Source organism: Mesorhizobium loti R88b, assembly GCF_013170845.1.
GTDB classification, from domain to species: domain Bacteria; phylum Pseudomonadota; class Alphaproteobacteria; order Rhizobiales; family Rhizobiaceae; genus Mesorhizobium; species Mesorhizobium loti_B.
In genome coordinates, this window is record NZ_CP033367.1 from 1637863 (window position 1) to 1653939 (window position 16077).

The following is a 16077-nucleotide window of genomic DNA, read 5'->3' on the forward strand; positions in this document are numbered from 1 at the left end:
ATGGCCCGGCCAGATGCCGACGAAGATCAGGGAATGCCGATCGATCCCGAGGTCGAAAAGATGCGCAGCAAGCTCTTCCGCTTCATGGCCATCAATCTCGGCCTGCTTTTCGTTGCCCTTATGGTGGTGATCGCGGCGATTGTCTACAAAGCCCGCAAGGCGCCCGCAGTGAGCCCGCCGCTGGCCGGCGACATCCAGGTGCCCGCCGGCGCGCCGCTCAGCGGCGACATCGTGCTGCCGGTCGGCGCAAAAGTGCTCGGCCAGTCGCTGTCAGGCAATCGGATCTCGATTGACGCCGAGCTTGCCGACGGCAGTGGTGCGATCTTCATCTATGATATCGCCGAGCGCCGCCTGATCGGCCAGTTTGCAATCCGCAACAAATGACAAACAAGTTTGTCACAGAAATGACCAAGGCTCAGCCATGAAAGGCTTTGCCGAACATCGTCGTGTCGCGACCGTCGCGCTTGTCGTCGCCAACTATGACGAAGCGATCGCCTGGTATGTCGGGCGGCTGGGCTTTCAGCTCACCGAGGATGTCGATCTCGGCGGCGCCAAGCGCTGGGTCACGGTGGCGCCGGCCAACGGGCAGGGCGCCAGGCTGCTTTTGGCCGAGGCGTCCGACGCTGCACAAAAGCAAAGCATCGGCCACCAGACCGGCGGTCGGGTTTTCCTGTTCCTCGAAACCGACGACTTTGCCCGCGATCATGCGGCGATGCTGGAAAAGGGTGTCGAATTCCGCGAGGCGCCGCGCTTCGAGGCCTATGGCACAGTGGCGGTTTTCGCCGATCTCCACGGCAATCTCTGGGACCTGATCGAGCCGAAACGCTAGAGCACGGACGTCTTTTCGTTCGATGCGGCAAACCGGCCAAACCCCAGTTGCTTTTTCCCAGCCGTCAGCCTATATCGCCGGTTCTTGAGCGCGCCCATCGTCTAGCGGTCAGGACACCGCCCTCTCACGGCGGGAACAGGGGTTCGATTCCCCTTGGGCGTACCAACAGATTCAATAGCTTACCCTCATAGCTTCCGAAGTCGTCAAATAACGGTCAAATATGCCGTCTGAGCTGCCGTGAAAGCTGAGCGGGAGGCTTTAGAGCAACTTGAATTGGAAGCCGATACATGGAGGAGCGCGCAAGCGGTTCGACAATATGCCGACGCGATCGAGGCTGCATCCAACTACTCCGATACGGAAAGCGCCGGACGCGTTAAGTGGGGACGGGGCACAGGCTGACAAGCTGGACCCTCTTACCGGCGTCCTTCGGATATTGACCCTCCGGATGTCCGGTATTGGGTAGCAAACTCACCAAATATGATGGTGTTTGTCATTTTTTAGGCCGTCCTGGCGAACGTAGAGCAGTATGATGTGATCCTTAGTGCTTCGCATCGGTGGCTGGTGCCGGACCGTTAAGCAATTGATAAATTAACCTTATTTCTTTTAGCAACTTGCTCATTTCCCTGGAATTGTTAAATTTTTGTTAGCTCATTGCACCGCAATCTGGTACTCAATATATGTCCCTCAAGGAAGCGCTAGCCAACGTCAGGAAACGCGGATACAAGATTCGTGAAACCTTCAGCGGTTGGTATGCGTTTAAAATTTGCACACAGGAGACTGGAACATGGTTAGAGATATCGCTCCGTTCTAAATTGGTGCTGTTAGGGGCCGCCTTGGCGACCCAAATCCAGTCTGCGTCTGCGCAGGCTATCCAATCAGGCCCGGCCACCCCGCCGGGCCTTACTAGTTTTCAGGCTATACAACCATGGACCCAGCCTATCGCGGACATATTGACCGCCTCGATATGGTTCATCGTTATGTTCTGGAACTACCTGATGGACCACACAGCTGCCGCCGGTCTGGTCGGGGCTCTCTTGGCTTTCTATGTCGCCAACCGCAGCATTGCCAGTGCCAGGGAGATGACGCGGCTTCGGGAAACATTCGACACTATTGATGAATCCATTAGGGACAATGACGTAATCCAGTCTCGCCTAGAATTCCGAAAAATTAAGCAGGAACTATCACAAAGCGGTCTTAGTATCGCGAAATTTAGAGACCCCACTGACGAGGCGGATATCAAAAGAGCCGTTACCCTTAGAACGATACTAAACAATTACGAAAATTATGCCCTCGGTGTTCGCTATCATATATTGGATGAGGAATACTTATACAGATGGACGCGAACCGGCACTCTGGCCGACTGGAATTATCTTCTGCCTCTCGTTGCCGCGTATCGCAGTTCGGGCCAAAATACCGCATATATTGAATTTGAGGGGCTAGCTACATCGTGGATCGACAGCAAGTCTTATCGGTCTGGGAAGAAAATTAAGACTCCGAACCGACGTACTAAGATTCATTGAAAGTCATACCTCCAAACCACTTCGCGAACGCCGATCACGCGTAGGGGATTGGGCCGGTCCGTGCTTCGGCATTATATTGCGAAAACGAACAGGCGTGGTTAGATACCGCCCATGATCATTTATGCCGTCCTTCCCGAAACTGACAGCCCCGCCCTGGATGGCCGGATTTTCGAACTATTTCAAGGTAATTGCAGGAAGATCGGCGTTGGACAATGGCTGATCGCGGCAAACCTCACAGTTCAAGGAGTTACGGAACTTATAGGCGTAGACAAAGGAACGTACGGGAGAACGGTCGTTGTAGGGGTTGAAAGCTACTACGGCTGGCACCTGAAGGATGTCTGGGACTGGATAGCTTTGAAACGTGGTCAGCCATGACAGTTGGCAAATCCGACATCAGCGGGACGACCCCCTCTAAGGAGGGCACCCCAAACACTGCCTATGATCAGATGAACACCATGGCCTTCCTACTGGAAATCCATAAAGACATTTCGGCCCAGTCCGCCAAGATCGAACGCCTAATCACTGATAGAAACGAAGATAACGCACGAAGGCACCTTGATAGCGACCGCCTAGACGCGTCAATAAAAGCCTTGTCGGACGAACTGACGCCTGTGAAGGCCAGCGTCGACCGCACATACTATATGATGGTTGGTGGGTTCGCAGTCGCCTGTGTAGCGCTGGCGATAATCTGGTTTTTGGTGGGCGATGACATCAAGGCGCTCCTAGCGTTTTCCCACAAGCTGCCGAAGCCATAGCGTAGCGCTACCTGGCCGTAGGGGATAGCGGGGATAAATCAGGTTCGCTTCTCGCTGGTAGTAGCGTCCGTGCTAATGTTCTACCGCGATATGCAAATTGCGCCACCGTGACGAGGCTCGTGATCCATGATCGCTGCAATGGTGCTGGTGATGAGCGCAAGCGCTGCGGCGGTAGCCTTCGTAGCGGCATCGGCGCCCGAAACTTCGCGCAGCCGAGCGATTTCAGCATAATACGCGTTACCGGTCCGCAAGTCCTGCCGTGCTTGGCGCAGTCGTAGCGCGGCCTTGCTGCGGGCTTTCGGCGTCCCTTTACGGGAGGCATACACTTTATAGCTTAGAAGCGCCGTGAGGTTGCGAATGTCTCCCACAGGGTAAACTGAGACCGTAGCGTTGCGCTGCAAAAGCCGTAGTAACTCGTTGCTCGCTTGTTCTGGCTCGCGCTCTCACGCATTTCCTGCGACAAGGTCCATCCGGAATAGACGCGAAGTGCTGGGGCCATCGAGTGAGCGAACTGAGCAAGATTGGTTCAAGGCAAAAAGCGTTCTGCGCGTCGTGCAAAGGCGAGCGGAATTGCGAAATCAAAGGTCACCACCGCGAAAGTGGCAGCGAAGGCAACTACGATTGGTGGAAAGATTGGTACCTGCTTGTTTGCTGCGGCTGTGATCACGTATTTGCCCAGTCGGAGCTCACCGATTCCGAATCGCATTATCCTGTTGGATATGACCGCGATGGAAACGTGGAGTACGAGCATGACGTTCAAATTAGGGCCTGGCCGGCAAAGTTTAAGCGCGACAGGCCTGCCTGGTTGGAAAGGCTGAACAGTTACATTGAGCACAAAAAATCATCCGATTTGGAGGCCTGCCTGCTCCAAATTTATGAAGCACTCGATCACGATCTGAACATCCTCGCTGCAATTGGGATCCGCACGGCCTTTGATGTGGCATCGGAGGTTCTTGGCGTCGACCCTGAGAAGGCTTTTGAAGACAAGCTCAAAACTATGGAAGGCTCTGGCCTAATTACGCCGTCACAACGGGACGATTTCGAAGTCCTGATCAACGCCGGCAACGCCTCCGCGCATCGAGGCTGGAACCCCTCGTTCAAGGATCTCGATCCTCTCGTCGGCAGCTTGGAACACTTCCTCACCGATAAATTTGTTACGCCTCAATTGCGGAAGAAGGCTGCTGATGGCGTAGCAGAGGTCAGATCTAAGGTGCCTCAACGCTCGAAGAAGAAGAAAGAGGGCGATGTTACCGCGTCCCTAGTTGAAAGCCCGCCACCGTGAGGCAGCGGGCGTCAAGTGTCCGAAGGGCGATTGATCAATGGCGAATGAGACGCTCACAGCCGCACCCCCTCCCCGTCGCGATACAGGGGTTCGTCAAGCCAGCCTCGGGGCTGCTTCTGCATCCCAATGATTTCATGGTGGCGCTCGACGATCAGTGCCGGGCAACGCGGCTCCGTCCCGGTTTCGTATTGGACGAGTTGCACGGAAAGCCACGCATAATCATCGATGGTCCGGCACCCTGGCGCGGCAAACTCCCGGGAGTGTCCGGCGCCGCCGATTTTCCATCCATGATATCCGGTGGTGAGTTCGTCCATCGCTGCGGCGAACTGGTCAAAGTGGTAGCGAGCTCGCTCAAGCGCGGTGTCGGCCTTTGCAGCTTCAGCTATGGCAGGGGCAATAGCTGCGGTCGATGCCAAAGCACCGACAGCCGAGTTGCGGAGGAACAGGCGGCGGGTGATGCTCATGCGACGCCGCCTTCCACCGCCCTAATCGCTTCGTCCAAGTCTTCCTCGGGCAGGAATGACCAGAGCAGCGCGTCGATGTCCTCGGACTGGAGGTCGCCATATTTGCCGGTGGCGAAGTCCTTCAGGAACTGGGCCTTGACGCGGTGCTCCTCCATGCTGGTGCAACGATAGGAGCACACAGCGTTCAGGGCGGAGCGTTCGGCGTCGGAGGCTTCGTTGCGTTCGTTGATCGCCTGTTCGAGCCCGACGGCGCTACGGCGTGCGCGCTCATCCTTGATCAGCCTCTTCAACGTCCGCAGATCGGCCTGTTCGGCCTTGCGGAGCGCGGCGGTCGACTGCCTGCCGAGGTCGGGCGCCACCTTGGACAGCGCCACCAACTTCTGCCGCTGCTCGGCATAACGGCGCTTGATGTCGTCGCGCAGATCGGCCTCGACCACTTCCAGTTCACTATAGCGAAGGCTCCGCGACTGTCCGCCACCGATCGAGAGCGGGACAAAAAGTTCCCTGCCCTTGGGCAAGTGCTCTTCCTCCAGCGGGCCGGCGCGACCGATCGCAGCCTCGAAACGCTCGTAGGCGGCGTGCTTGGCATCGATGAGGCCTTCTAGTTCACGAGACACGCTAGAGGCCGAAGTGCCCCCTCTCGCCTCCTCGCTAGCGACGGCTATCGCAGCGGCGGCGGTTGCTGATGATGTGAGAAGGGCGCGACGATCGACATGCTGGTTCATGAAACTCTCCTGTACAGGTGTTTGATTGACTGACGCGTTTTCCGCCCGGGCACCCCAGCGCATCAGCAGTTCACGTACGAAGCCGATGCGTTGTGGATTGCGGGGATAAGCGGACATACCTTCGGCGGCTGCCGGAACAGACGTGTTCGACATTGCAAATTCTCCCAAGGTTGAAAGCTGGCTACGGAGCCAGCGCTGCGAATTCAGTTTCGAGTTGGCGGCGACGCGGTTCGATGTTGACGCGAGACGACTGGTACTTGAGCCGGTCGATTTTAGTGGCGATGTTGTCGGCACGGCGCTCGGTGGCCGTCATCTGGGCGATCTTGGCTTCACGCCAAGCTGCAGCGAGATAGAAGCCAAAGTCAGATCGGCTGAGCTTGCGCACCAGATGGGGACGGGCGGCGAAGTGGGCGTTCCACTTTGCCCAAGCTGCCTTCATAATTTCGGAGCGGTTGAACATTCGATTGATCCCGGCGTCGATACCGTGTATTTAAATCGATATGACGTAACTGTCAATACCATGTAGTTAAAAAGATACGGAGTATCTATGACGCCTTCTCAGGCAAGGGCCGCCCGCGCGATGTTAAAGATGGGCGTGCGAGATGTAGCCGACCTCGCGAAGGTCACGCCGAATACGGTGAGCCGGGTGGAGCAAGACGAGTTTGGACCCCGAGGACCGCAACCTGTGACGGTTGAAGCCATTCGTCGCGTCTATGAAGACGCCGGTGTAGTCTTCATCCCCGAGAATGGCGGAGGCCCTGGCGTAAGGTTGAGGAAGACATAGAGGTTTCTAAGGGGCCAGTTCACTCTGGGTAGGCGCGCGCTTGCCATTCCAGATCAGTGATTGTTTCGGCCTCTACCGTGGTGGCCGCACCAAACTTGTCGGCGTGCAGAGCCAGCAATCGACGCGCAGCCGCAATCGCTTCACCACGACTCTCGCAGCGTTCATGAAATCGTTCTATGGGATCGCCAGTATGGCCCTCCCATCGCAAAACCTCTAGAAGAGCGTACCAAACGCCCTTGCCGGTTCTATGGCGCTTCTCGACCTCCAGGTGCCAATCGGACATTTCGGCAATCGCACCATAGAGGTACGAATACTCCGGCTCGCTCTGCGCACGCTTTCTTGCCTCGAAGGCAAGCGCCTTCTGACTCGGCCCCTTCAGCCCCTCGATCGCGCTTGAAATCTTCCAGAAGGTCCCCGAAATCTCATCAAGCGCGTGCCGTGCCTCGAAAGTCAGTGGCGGGCTGCGTTTCGTGGCGCCCTCAATGGCTTTCAAGCGATCAGATCTCTGCTTAGGCCAAACGTCAGCAATTACCCGTTCTATATCGCCTTTGAGGGGTTCCCAGCGGAATTCCTCTTGCAGCTTCTTTTTGCCCACGCGTGGCCGGAGTGGAACCACGGTGCTCCCGACCGGAACGTCGGCAACAGAATCCATCACAAGAGCCATGGCTTTATGAAGTCCATCACGAATGCCGCCAACGCTGTCGAAAGTCCAAATTGATGCTTCTGTTCGGCCAATGCGCGCAGGTTTGCCGTCGACCATTTCTAGGTCGACTGAGAGCACGCGCTGCTTGGTGTTGGAAAACTGCGGAAGAAAATTATTCCCGAACACCAGCCCCTGCACTAGTCGGAGAGACATGCGAACTGGGTCCTGGTCATCCGGGAAAAGGTAGTGTCTAGACAATTATGGACTCCGCCTATGGGGTGCCAACGAATGTTAGATCACGTCAGGTTGGAAATGAAGCATTTATGCGCAATCTGCTACTTGGAAGATACGCTTGCGGAAGGGCAGTGGTCTGATTTACGGTAGTTGCTGGGAGCGAGAGCGTTGTTTTAAAATGTTTGGGTTGCGTGCAAGTCTATCGTCGCTGCTATTTGCTTTGGCCATGGCTAGTTCAGCCAAGGCCCTCGATTACCGACCCGTCTCCCTCGACGACGGCACGCACTTTTTGGTAGTCTCGGGCGAATTCAACGATAGCGAGAACTTCGAAGAGTTCTCAGCCCGCATCAAGGCTAACGGATCCACCTTCGTTACGTTCGATTCGCCAGGCGGTAGCGTGGAGTCCGCGATAAGGCTTGGTCGTCTCATTAGAGCGTCCGGGTTGAACACAATCCAAATAAGAAAGATGGAATGTGCGTCGGCCTGCTCTCTCGCTTTTGCCGGCGGCGTCCTGAGGGGTGCAGAACCCGGATCTATAGGTGTGCACAGGTCGTCATTTGCGCCGGAATCCAACCTTACTCGCGACGACGCTGTAGCTAATATTCAGGCGACCACAGCGGAGATTATGGCGTACCTGTCAGAAATGGGGGTCGATCCCCAGCTTCTGGCAATTGCTCTAAGATATGACAAGGCCGACATGCGGTATCTGTCGGTGAGCGAGATGCACGATTTGCGGCTCACAAATACCGCTGCAAATCCAACTGGTGAAGCCGCCGTGGCTGCCGAGCCCTCTGCGCCAACGGCCACTACCCAGGCACCAACGGCCACTACTCAGGCAACTGCTTCAAATAATCTGGAGGCCGAAGCAATTAACTTTGTTCGGCGTCTAATTGAGTCCGACGGAACCGATCCAAATGCAGCGCTGAGGATGGTGGTCGACACCTATGCCGCGAACATCTCCTACTACGGCAAGCCAAGCACGCTTGCGGAGGTCTTGGTCGACAAACAGAGGTACTTCCAGCGCTGGCCAGAACGTGGCTATCGTATCCACGACAATAGCGTTATGGCCACGTGCGCCAACGACAACTGTATGGTCTCCGGGGTCTATGACTGGACTGTAAGAAGCTTGGCGCGAAACAACCAAGCTCGCGGTGTTGCCCGCTTTAGCTATACGATTTCGCTCGGCGCTTCTCCCAAGATCATAGCTGAGGATGGCAAGGTGCTCAAAAAATAACGTTGGGCTAAACGTGTCGCGGCCCGATTTGTAGGTACCTTCGACGTGGGGCCTGTTGATCCGCAATGTTGGGTAAATGCTACATAGTGGTGGCGTCGAGATAAACCCCACTCAGGCCTGGCTATAGACCCATCCATCTCCAGGGCGCATAGTTTCGCGCTGGACGAGTGGGAGCGTCGCAACGATGGTCTACACAGTGACTTGGTACGGCAAGCAGGGCGTCGTTGAAAAGACGCCCTTCGATGCCGAGAAAGACGCCAAAGAGCATGCCCGGGCGACTTTCCTTGCTCGACAGCAGGTTGATGGCGTCGTGGCGGTGGAAGTTCGCAAACACGATGGCACGGTCTGACCTGCCACTGAGAATTTCCTCCATCTGAGATTAGAGTCCGGCCCTTGATCGAAGGACGGACTGATGAAGAGAAAGCGGTTCACGGAAGAGCAGATCATTGCGGTTCTGCGCGAGCACGAGTCGGGAGCGAAGGCGGGCGATTTGGCTCGCAAGCACGGGGTCTCGGAGGCGACGCTGTATAATTGGAAGGCGAAGTATGGCGGGATGGACGTGTCCGACGCCAAGCGGCTGAAGGCGCTGGAAGACGAGAACGCCAAGCTGAAGAAGCTGCTCGCCGATCAGATGCTGGAAGCCTCGGCGCTGCGCGAGCTTCTGTCAAAAAAATGGTAGGGCCCGCCGTTAAGCGCGAAGCCGTCGCGCATCTGCAGGCCGTCATGGGCTTGTCGGAGCGTCGGGCCTGTTCCTTCGTCGGCGCCGATCGCAGGATGATCCGCTACCAGTCCCGGCGTCCGCCCGAGACGGAGCTGCGTGGCAGGTTGCGCGACCTCGCCAACGAGCGCCGACGCTTTGGCTACAGGCGGCTGTTCATCCTGCTCAGGCGCGAGGGCGAGGCATCTGGGGTCAACCGCATCTATCGTCTCTACCGCGAGGAAGGCCTGACGGTGCGCAAGCGCCGGGCAAGGCGGCGAGCGGTCGGCACGCGGGCGCCGATCCTGGTCGAGGCAAAGCCAAACGCGCGCTGGTCGCTGGATTTCGTGCATGACCAGTTCGCCTGCGGCCGCAGGTTCCGCGTGCTCAACATCGTCGACGACGTGACGCGCGAATGCCTGGCCGCGATCCCGGACACCTCGATCTCCGGCCGTCGGGTTGCCCGTGAACTGACGGAACTGATCACCCACCGCGGCAAGCCGGGCATGATCGTCTCCGACCACGGCACCGAGTTTACCTCGAACGCCATCCTCGCCTGGTCGAAGGATTGCAGGATCGAATGGCACTACATCGCGCCGGGCAAGCCGATGCAGAACGGTTACGTCGAGAGTTTCAACGGCCGGATGCGCGACGAGCTGTTGAACGAGAGCCTCTTCTTCGGTCTCGACCACGCCCGAAGCGCCATCGCCGAATGGAGGGAGGACTTCAACACCGCCAGGCCACATTCCTCGCTCGGCTACCAGACCCCGGCAGCCTATGCCGAGGTCATCACCGCAACCGGCTCCGACGCTGTGCTGATGGAAGGCTCCGCGCCTCCGCCGGTTGCTCAACCCGCGCCACAAGGCGTAACAAAAACGGTCGAGGCTCTAATCGCAGCTGGATGACAGTTCAGTGGCAGGTCAGGTCGTCTTTAGCCAAGCGGGGGGCGGTGGCGGCGTCGACGGCGGCGGCTAGGCTCATTTCGCGAAATCCTTTGTGCGGGCGCACCGATATCGTGCGGCGCGGCCTTTCTTCCGACACCCGAGGCGCGTCGATAACGCCTTCAGGGATTCTATTGAGGAGCACGAGGAGTTCACATGGCTACTACCGCAGCTCTGGTCTGGTATTTGGTAATCGCCGGCCCGCAGGGCGGCATGGTGGTGCTGCCCAGCACCTTCGACAAGCGCGAACAGTGCACCGCCGCCATCACCGAATATCAGAAGCAGCCGACACCCACTGGCTGGTCCATACAATGCGTACCCAGCGCCTCTCCCTTCACCGACAACGGATCAGCCGAATAGGCTGCGTTGTCGCTTACCGGCTTACCGTAGCGGCTAAACCCGCTGCCTACGTTGAGCGGGCAGCGGGCCTTTTGTTTCGGCGGGTGGAGGCCACCGGGCTGCAAATGTGCCGTTCGCTGCCGATGGATGGTTAGCTGGCGCTGCCAGTAACAGCCACTTACGAATCCGTAAGGAACTCAAGCGCGGCCCTTGTTTCAGGGCGTGCTAAATTAGGCCGATGAGGCTCCTGCTTATCGCTTTTGGCGTTCTGTTTTTTATGGCGCTTGCCTTTTGGCTGACAGTCAGTTTGATCCAAGGGACGTGAACCCAAACGCGACGGGAGCAGGGCTTCCGCGATCACACCATATCCAAGGATAGCCTTCGGTATATTAGCATCTGCTTGCGGCGGACCTGATGTTCGCTTGGCCGGCGTCATCCCAAGCCCACCCCAACTGGCGCCGGCCATTTTCAAAGGAACATCCAGACGTCAGCGACGTTTGCGCGGATGGCTCTCGTTACCGGCTTCGCATCTGCAGTGGTCGTTCTGTTTGTCGTCCTGCTGCTCACGCACGCAGCCCGAGACCTGCAAAGCTCGCCAATCTATCACAGGATATGTCGCCGACTGCGCCGAGCCCTTTAACGCTTCTTCGGGTTCTGAGTGATTTCCTCTACCCGCACCTTGTCGCCGATCTCCTTGGCCATATCGAGCGCCTTCTGCTTGTCCTTGGTGGTCAGTACGGTCCGCCAGTTCGGCTTCTCGAAGACGCTGACGACGTAGGTCGTTGCAGGCTTGTCGGTCATTAAACGGGCGGTCCGGTATGGGCTGTCTGTCCGGCAAGGTATTGAAGTGGGCCACGCATTCGACGGCCATAAATGACGAGGCGTAGCTCCGGCGCGCTAACTTATTCGACCCTCTCGCTCCAAATGCCTAATTAGCAAGGCCATGTTCCGCCGATTGGCGCGCCAGAACACATCAAACGCGTCTCCGGCGATCGGTATCGAACCGATCACACCTTCGATAACGACGTTCGCTATCATTCGGATGAGGACGCCGACGGGCACGCCAATTCGAAAAGCCTCGACCACGATTATGCTCGAAAGGGCAACGCCTGCCCAATCTCCCACCACGGGAATCAGACCCAGCACGGCATCAACGCCGAAGCGGACTTTGGTGCCAGGAATAGCGAAAGCTACGTCTAGCAGGCGAGACAGGCGATCTAGCCTACCAACACGTGCGCGCAGATCGCTCGCGTCGCCTATTAGTCCACGATGCTGCATGTGCCATTTCCGTGGTGTCCGAAGGCGGGCAGCGTGCCCCGCCTTCGACGCTCGGCCTAGATTCAGCCGCCCATCATCTTTGCCATCGTGCAGAAATCTGAGTGCGACTTGTTGAGTGTGGTATCGCCGCAGTCTTTCAACACCGCCTTCTGTTCCTCGGGTTTCATGGCCATCCATGAGGTCTTGAAGTCAGCCTGCGACTTCATCGTCTTCATGCCGGCATCCGTGAAGAATGGCGACATTTTCGCCGGATCATCGAGCGCGGATGTCCCGGTGCTGCTGCCCGCAAGCGCCGAGCCGGTCATCATTGCAAGCGCCATCGCGCCCATCGTGAGCATCTTGAAATTCATAGAATATTCCTCCTGTTGAAGGCTGCTCAGATAGCAGCTTGTTCCCTCAACTCCGTTCTGGATAAAAAGTTTCGCCCGCAATGTCGTCCTTTCGACGTTGGCTTGAAGGGCTCGCCTCACTAGCCTCGTTACGGGTTGCCATCTGCAGCGGCGGGCGCCCCTAGGGATTGTCGGGACTTCGTGGATATTGTTTTGCGCCCCCTGCCGGGTTAGCGGAGGCAGACCCCTTACGAATCCGTAAGTCGTACTTTTCAGCCCGTCCTACTATGGGTGGCACATGAACAAACATCCCGCCGTGGAAGCCGATCCAGCCAACCGACCTTACGAGGTTGAAGCGTTCGCCGAGAAGCATGGGCTAACGTTGAAGGCGGCTGACGTGATCTTGCTTGCGAACGGGCCATCGCGTGTCGCCTGCGACGCCGCAGCGAAGGCATTCCTCGCTGCGGTGGCAGGACGGTCCCAGTTCAAGGCCGACTGACGCCTAACAGCCATCAACCTGTGCCGCCTCTGGATTTGCTGCTTTCGCGCTCACGACAATGACCCGCCCAATCTAGGAAAACAATCGCATTGAGCGCGGTTTCATAAACGCTGCCGCGTCCTCGGCGGGGTTGGTTGCGGGGATCTTGATGCTTGCGCATTGTGGATTCGGGGAGCATTCGCGTTCCCACGGTTGGTCCCACGCTAACTCCAACGTCGCGCTATCGGCGGGTGTGCTTTTAAAAGCCGTGTCGAGGCGAGCTTCAATCCGGAGGCATCCGCGACACCAAGCCAATGCACAGAGTGCCGGGCCAAGGTTTGGCCTGGGCATTTTCCAAATGGAGATTTCAAATGTTCAAATTCACTTCGGCCGTGCTGCTTCTGTTGGTCAGCACGGCGCCGTTGCTCGCCGACGATATGCCGGTCAACGCCGACGCGATCAAATGGGGTCCGGTTCCGCCATTTCTCCCGGCAGGCGCAAAAATGGCGGTGATCGCCGGAGACCCGTCGAAAGACGGAATCTTTGTTCTTAGGCTGCAAATGCCAGCTAACTACAAGATTCCCGCTCACAACCATCCGACTTCGGAATATGTCACGGTGCTGTCCGGAGATTTTAACATTGGCATGGGCGACAAGCTTGATGAGGCAAAGGGCATGCACCTGACGGCGGGCGGATTTGGCGTTGCGCCGGCTCAGATGAACCACTTTGCCTGGACGACCAGCGCGACGATTGTCCAGGTCCACGGCGAAGGTCCGTTTGCGATCACATATGTCAATCCGGCGGATGACCCGAGCAAGAAATGATCTGCCGTTGTCCAAATAGGCAGCAAGGTCAAAGGCGCGCTGTCCCAGGACCGGACACCGCATCTTCTGGACCCTAGCGCGGTCGATGGCTTCGCTTTCAGATCCAAGTGCAGCGCGACGATATCGCTAGGAGCTAAGTTCTAGCTTTTCAGCGATCGATTGTTTCGGACTGTCGCGATACTGGGCGGCGCAAACAAATGAGGCTAAGCCTCAGTTTTCTGGCTTTACTATTCCTCGTCGCATGTGATGCAGGCGGCAGTAATTCGGCCTCGCGCATAGTCGCTGCATGCCTGCTTCCATACTCTCAAACGGCAACCTGCGGCGACAACACCGAATATTCTGTCGACAAATTCACGTCAATTGGCGCTGCGAGAAGCCTGGTCCGAACGGCCTTGATGTCTGGAAAATGGAAGACGGGATATATTCAGAAACCTATATCGGAACTGGGATCTCGCTTAGCTCGTCTGAATTCGAATATTACCTCTATGAGATAGGATTTCATGCGCCGGCGGATGGTTTCAAGCCCTAGCGCCTAGCTGTTCCTTTCAGCCTTGACTGTCCTGTCGCCCCGAACTCCCGTCGGGCTCCAGTGCGTCTAGGAAATGCTCTGCATTCATCGCCGTCAAAATCGCGACGCGTTCGCCGATCAGATCGTCGCTCCATTCCCACCATTCTAATGCCTGCAGGCGCTCGATCACGTCAGGCGCAAATCTGTAGCGAATGACGCGAGCAGGATTGCCGACCGCGACAGCGTAAGCGGGAATGTTCCTAGTGACGATGCTGCCGGCACCGATCACCGCTCCGTTGCCGATCGTAACGCCGCCAAGAATGATAGAGCGAGCGCCAAACCATACGTCATGGCCGACCGTGGTAGGTCCTTTGCTGAAGGCTTCAGCGCCATTGCGGATCTTTCCGTCAACGAGTCGAAGCGGATAGCTGCTCACTGTGTCGATGCGGTGTTCGGCCGCGCCGAGAAAGAGCACACCCGGGCCAACCGAGCAGAACGACCCTATTCGTATTGGCGATTTCTCGTGCGCACCCCAAAAGGAGGTTTTCACGAGCCCGTAGGTATGACGACCGATCTCGACACCGGGCAGCGGCGGCAAGGGATTCTTCTTCAGCCCCAGTTTTATGCGAAGCCCTCTTAGCAGTCCCACCGGCTTTCCTCCCAGAACTTGCCCTGTGATAAGAGCCTGGAAAGCATTAAGCGACTTACAGATTTGTAAGGGCATTGGAGCGGCCTAAATGCATTTGCCTTTGACATTGCTACGTGAACTTCGGCGTGATCTCGCTCCGCCATGTCCTCTCATCGGTCGGCTTGATCTGAGCCAATCCAGTCGCGCCAATGGGTAGGCAGGACATAAACACGAACTCCGGTAACGGCATCCTTCCACCCTGTCGAAGTCCTTTCGCAGGGAAATGCGAGCGGGTGCGTGCCTTCCTCGTCCAGAACGGCGAGTTCCAAACTGCGGAAGAATGGTGCGCTGAAGATCGACTGCCAGATCGAGCCACTATCCGCCCCACGCCATGCGCCGGATTTGACTGAAGTCCCTAGGAACCGCGCTCGAACGTCGGCTTCCAGTCGCGGTTGCGCTTAGCGTTGAGGCCTTCGTAGTCAGGGATGCACGTGAAAAACACTGGGCGCCGTTCGCGGCCGGCGTCCTTGCAATCCGAGCAGGCAAAGAGTCCGACGAGATCCTGGTGCATGGCGCCGTGGCCAGGACCGAGCCTGTCGATCAGCGCCTGGATATCGAGCTTGGTCGACCTACCGCAAGCGGGATGAGAGCAGTTGACGTGAACGCTTTCGCGGGCGGCAAGGGTGTCGGCAAGGGTCGTTGGGGACATGGCGATCTCCGTTTGAGGGGTTCGCCGCAACGAAGGAATATATTCCTGACCCTGATCTCGGTGGCAAGGGCTATTCAGGCAGGCCGGGGTCGTGATGCACAATTGCTGTCGCTAAAAAGAGCGGGCTGGAGCATTCCCTATGCGGGAGGTGTCGCTACCGGCGGGACCTTGATCCCCTCCATCACTAGGTAATTCAGAGCGGTAACAGCTATGCCGGCAATAGCGCTCAATATGTAAATAGCACCGCTCATAAACATCGTTGTAATATTGTCCTTGTCCAGTATCCCCATACGAACTGCGGCGTAAAAGATATTGAACACGATTGGCAGCGCAATTCCAAACGTTGCAAGAGTGAACAACGTAAAGTGCTTCAGTACCCTTGCTTCGATTTCCCCGAACCGCACATTCCATATCAAAATGGCGCACACGATCGATACAAAGGCAAAAGGAATGTTTATCACCGCTTGCCACCACAAAGGGACTAACAAGTCGCCCCCCAAATAATTTGGTAGCGAAAGAGCGCCAAAAAAAGACACCGATATTCCATACAACCAGCCCCGCCTCCAGGTGAAGTTAGATGAATCCCAAACGAGATACGCCCAAGTCGCCGCAACGGTAAAATAGAGCGCCAGAGCGGCGTCCCTCCGAAGCTCTTTCGGGTTTATGATGTCGACACCAGGAATATTCGGAGGATCCGGCAGCAGAGCGTTGATCGCAGTGAATGCAACTAGAACACCCACCAGAGACGCTAGCGCAATTAGGAAAGCGCCAACCGCCAAAATGATGCGCTCTTCGGCAGTTTTTCCCATAGCTGTGCCGCCCTTCGCATAGGGTTAATTTCTTACCATATTTAACTTTAGCACGAAACCACTGGAG

General features: G+C 57.0%; 22 protein-coding genes, 1 tRNA gene and 1 pseudogene. 14 read left to right on the plus strand and 10 right to left on the minus strand.

From position 1 onward, the window contains the following. From EB235_RS08000 to EB235_RS08030, 7 genes are all read left to right on the plus strand, one after another. Entirely contained in the window at positions 1 to 384 is a 384-nt protein-coding gene (locus EB235_RS08000; protein ID WP_027031498.1) for a hypothetical protein, read from the plus strand. A 37-nt stretch (positions 385 to 421) separates the two neighbouring features. Then, entirely contained in the window at positions 422 to 829 is a 408-nt protein-coding gene (locus EB235_RS08005; RefSeq protein ID WP_027031497.1) for a VOC family protein, read from the plus strand. Positions 830 to 919: 90 nt separating this feature from the next. Beyond that, positions 920 to 994: transfer RNA gene (locus EB235_RS08010), tRNA-Glu, on the plus strand. Positions 995 to 1506: 512 nt separating this feature from the next. Then, positions 1507 to 2349, plus strand: coding sequence for a DUF4760 domain-containing protein (locus tag EB235_RS08015; RefSeq protein WP_027031496.1), 843 nt, complete (start codon positions 1507 to 1509; stop codon positions 2347 to 2349). 111 nt (positions 2350 to 2460) lie between these two features. Continuing rightward, positions 2461 to 2724, plus strand: a complete 264-nt coding sequence (locus EB235_RS08020) for a hypothetical protein (RefSeq protein ID WP_027031495.1) — start codon at positions 2461 to 2463, stop codon at positions 2722 to 2724. Continuing rightward, positions 2721 to 3104 (plus strand): hypothetical protein, encoded by a 384-nt coding sequence (locus EB235_RS08025; RefSeq protein ID WP_027031494.1) that lies wholly within the window; start codon positions 2721 to 2723, stop codon positions 3102 to 3104. The genes EB235_RS08020 and EB235_RS08025 overlap by 4 nt, the downstream gene beginning before the upstream one ends. Before the next feature lie 502 nt (positions 3105 to 3606). Beyond that, complete coding sequence (locus tag EB235_RS08030; RefSeq protein ID WP_167334879.1) at positions 3607 to 4386, plus strand: DUF4145 domain-containing protein; 780 nt, start codon at positions 3607 to 3609, stop codon at positions 4384 to 4386. A 53-nt stretch (positions 4387 to 4439) separates the two neighbouring features. Here the strand turns inward: EB235_RS08030 and EB235_RS08035 are convergent, their stop codons facing one another. The 4 genes from EB235_RS08035 to EB235_RS08050 form a co-directional block, all read right to left on the minus strand. Further along, a complete protein-coding gene (locus tag EB235_RS08035; RefSeq protein WP_027031490.1) occupies positions 4440 to 4850 on the minus strand; it encodes a hypothetical protein in 411 nt (136 codons plus the stop codon). Then, positions 4847 to 5743, minus strand: a complete 897-nt coding sequence (locus EB235_RS08040) for a hypothetical protein (RefSeq protein WP_210266775.1) — start codon at positions 5741 to 5743, stop codon at positions 4847 to 4849. The genes EB235_RS08035 and EB235_RS08040 overlap by 4 nt, the downstream gene beginning before the upstream one ends. A gap of 13 nt (positions 5744 to 5756) precedes the next feature. Further along, positions 5757 to 6035: a hypothetical protein gene (locus tag EB235_RS08045; RefSeq protein ID WP_027031488.1), complete on the minus strand. Its 279-nt coding sequence runs from the start codon at positions 6033 to 6035 to the stop codon at positions 5757 to 5759. 343 nt (positions 6036 to 6378) lie between these two features. Then, entirely contained in the window at positions 6379 to 7215 is an 837-nt protein-coding gene (locus tag EB235_RS08050; protein ID WP_027031486.1) for a hypothetical protein, read from the minus strand. Between the two features lie 139 nt (positions 7216 to 7354). Between EB235_RS08050 and EB235_RS08055 the strand changes: the two genes are divergently transcribed. From EB235_RS08055 to EB235_RS08070, 5 genes and pseudogenes are all read left to right on the plus strand, one after another. Beyond that, positions 7355 to 8470 carry a hypothetical protein gene (locus EB235_RS08055; RefSeq protein ID WP_155256425.1) on the plus strand — a complete coding sequence of 372 codons (1116 nt, stop codon included), beginning with the start codon at positions 7355 to 7357 and terminating at the stop codon, positions 8468 to 8470. A gap of 184 nt (positions 8471 to 8654) precedes the next feature. After that, a complete protein-coding gene (locus EB235_RS08060; protein WP_155256424.1) occupies positions 8655 to 8819 on the plus strand; it encodes a hypothetical protein in 165 nt (54 codons plus the stop codon). Positions 8820 to 8882: 63 nt separating this feature from the next. Continuing rightward, a pseudogene (locus tag EB235_RS34680) lies at positions 8883 to 9035 on the plus strand (transposase); the annotation flags it as partial. Next, on the plus strand, positions 9002 to 10072 hold the full coding sequence (locus EB235_RS08065) for an IS3 family transposase (RefSeq protein WP_245268851.1): 1071 nt from the start codon (positions 9002 to 9004) through the stop codon (positions 10070 to 10072). The pseudogene EB235_RS34680 and the gene EB235_RS08065, both read left to right, overlap by 34 nt. 192 nt (positions 10073 to 10264) lie before the next feature. Beyond that, positions 10265 to 10468: a hypothetical protein gene (locus EB235_RS08070; RefSeq protein WP_027031482.1), complete on the plus strand. Its 204-nt coding sequence runs from the start codon at positions 10265 to 10267 to the stop codon at positions 10466 to 10468. 615 nt (positions 10469 to 11083) lie between these two features. Here EB235_RS08070 and EB235_RS08075 read toward each other — a convergent pair. The 3 genes from EB235_RS08075 to EB235_RS08085 form a co-directional block, all read right to left on the minus strand. Then, the gene (locus tag EB235_RS08075; RefSeq protein WP_167334878.1) at positions 11084 to 11248 is read right to left on the minus strand and encodes a hypothetical protein; all 165 of its coding nucleotides are present in this window, start codon (positions 11246 to 11248) and stop codon (positions 11084 to 11086) included. A gap of 96 nt (positions 11249 to 11344) precedes the next feature. Beyond that, entirely contained in the window at positions 11345 to 11725 is a 381-nt protein-coding gene (locus EB235_RS08080; RefSeq protein WP_051429703.1) for a DUF4112 domain-containing protein, read from the minus strand. A gap of 62 nt (positions 11726 to 11787) precedes the next feature. Beyond that, positions 11788 to 12075, minus strand: a complete 288-nt coding sequence (locus EB235_RS08085) for a hypothetical protein (protein ID WP_027031481.1) — start codon at positions 12073 to 12075, stop codon at positions 11788 to 11790. 277 nt (positions 12076 to 12352) lie between these two features. Here EB235_RS08085 and EB235_RS08090 point away from each other — a divergent pair, with 277 nt between their 5' ends. Further along, positions 12353 to 12553 (plus strand): hypothetical protein, encoded by a 201-nt coding sequence (locus tag EB235_RS08090; protein ID WP_027031480.1) that lies wholly within the window; start codon positions 12353 to 12355, stop codon positions 12551 to 12553. A 350-nt stretch (positions 12554 to 12903) separates the two neighbouring features. Further along, positions 12904 to 13356 carry a cupin domain-containing protein gene (locus tag EB235_RS08095; protein ID WP_027031479.1) on the plus strand — a complete coding sequence of 151 codons (453 nt, stop codon included), beginning with the start codon at positions 12904 to 12906 and terminating at the stop codon, positions 13354 to 13356. A 545-nt stretch (positions 13357 to 13901) separates the two neighbouring features. On the opposite strand, the gene EB235_RS08100 is transcribed toward EB235_RS08095, so the two are convergent. The 3 genes from EB235_RS08100 to EB235_RS08110 all read right to left on the minus strand — a co-directional run bounded on the left by EB235_RS08100 (position 13902) and on the right by EB235_RS08110 (position 16010). After that, positions 13902 to 14462, minus strand: a complete 561-nt coding sequence (locus tag EB235_RS08100; protein ID WP_208603635.1) for a CatB-related O-acetyltransferase — start codon at positions 14460 to 14462, stop codon at positions 13902 to 13904. Between the two features lie 445 nt (positions 14463 to 14907). Beyond that, a complete protein-coding gene (locus EB235_RS08105) occupies positions 14908 to 15201 on the minus strand; it encodes a hypothetical protein (protein ID WP_027031478.1) in 294 nt (97 codons plus the stop codon). Positions 15202 to 15338: 137 nt separating this feature from the next. After that, positions 15339 to 16010 (minus strand): hypothetical protein, encoded by a 672-nt coding sequence (locus EB235_RS08110; RefSeq protein WP_027031477.1) that lies wholly within the window; start codon positions 16008 to 16010, stop codon positions 15339 to 15341. Between the last annotated feature and the right edge of the window lie 67 nt (positions 16011 to 16077).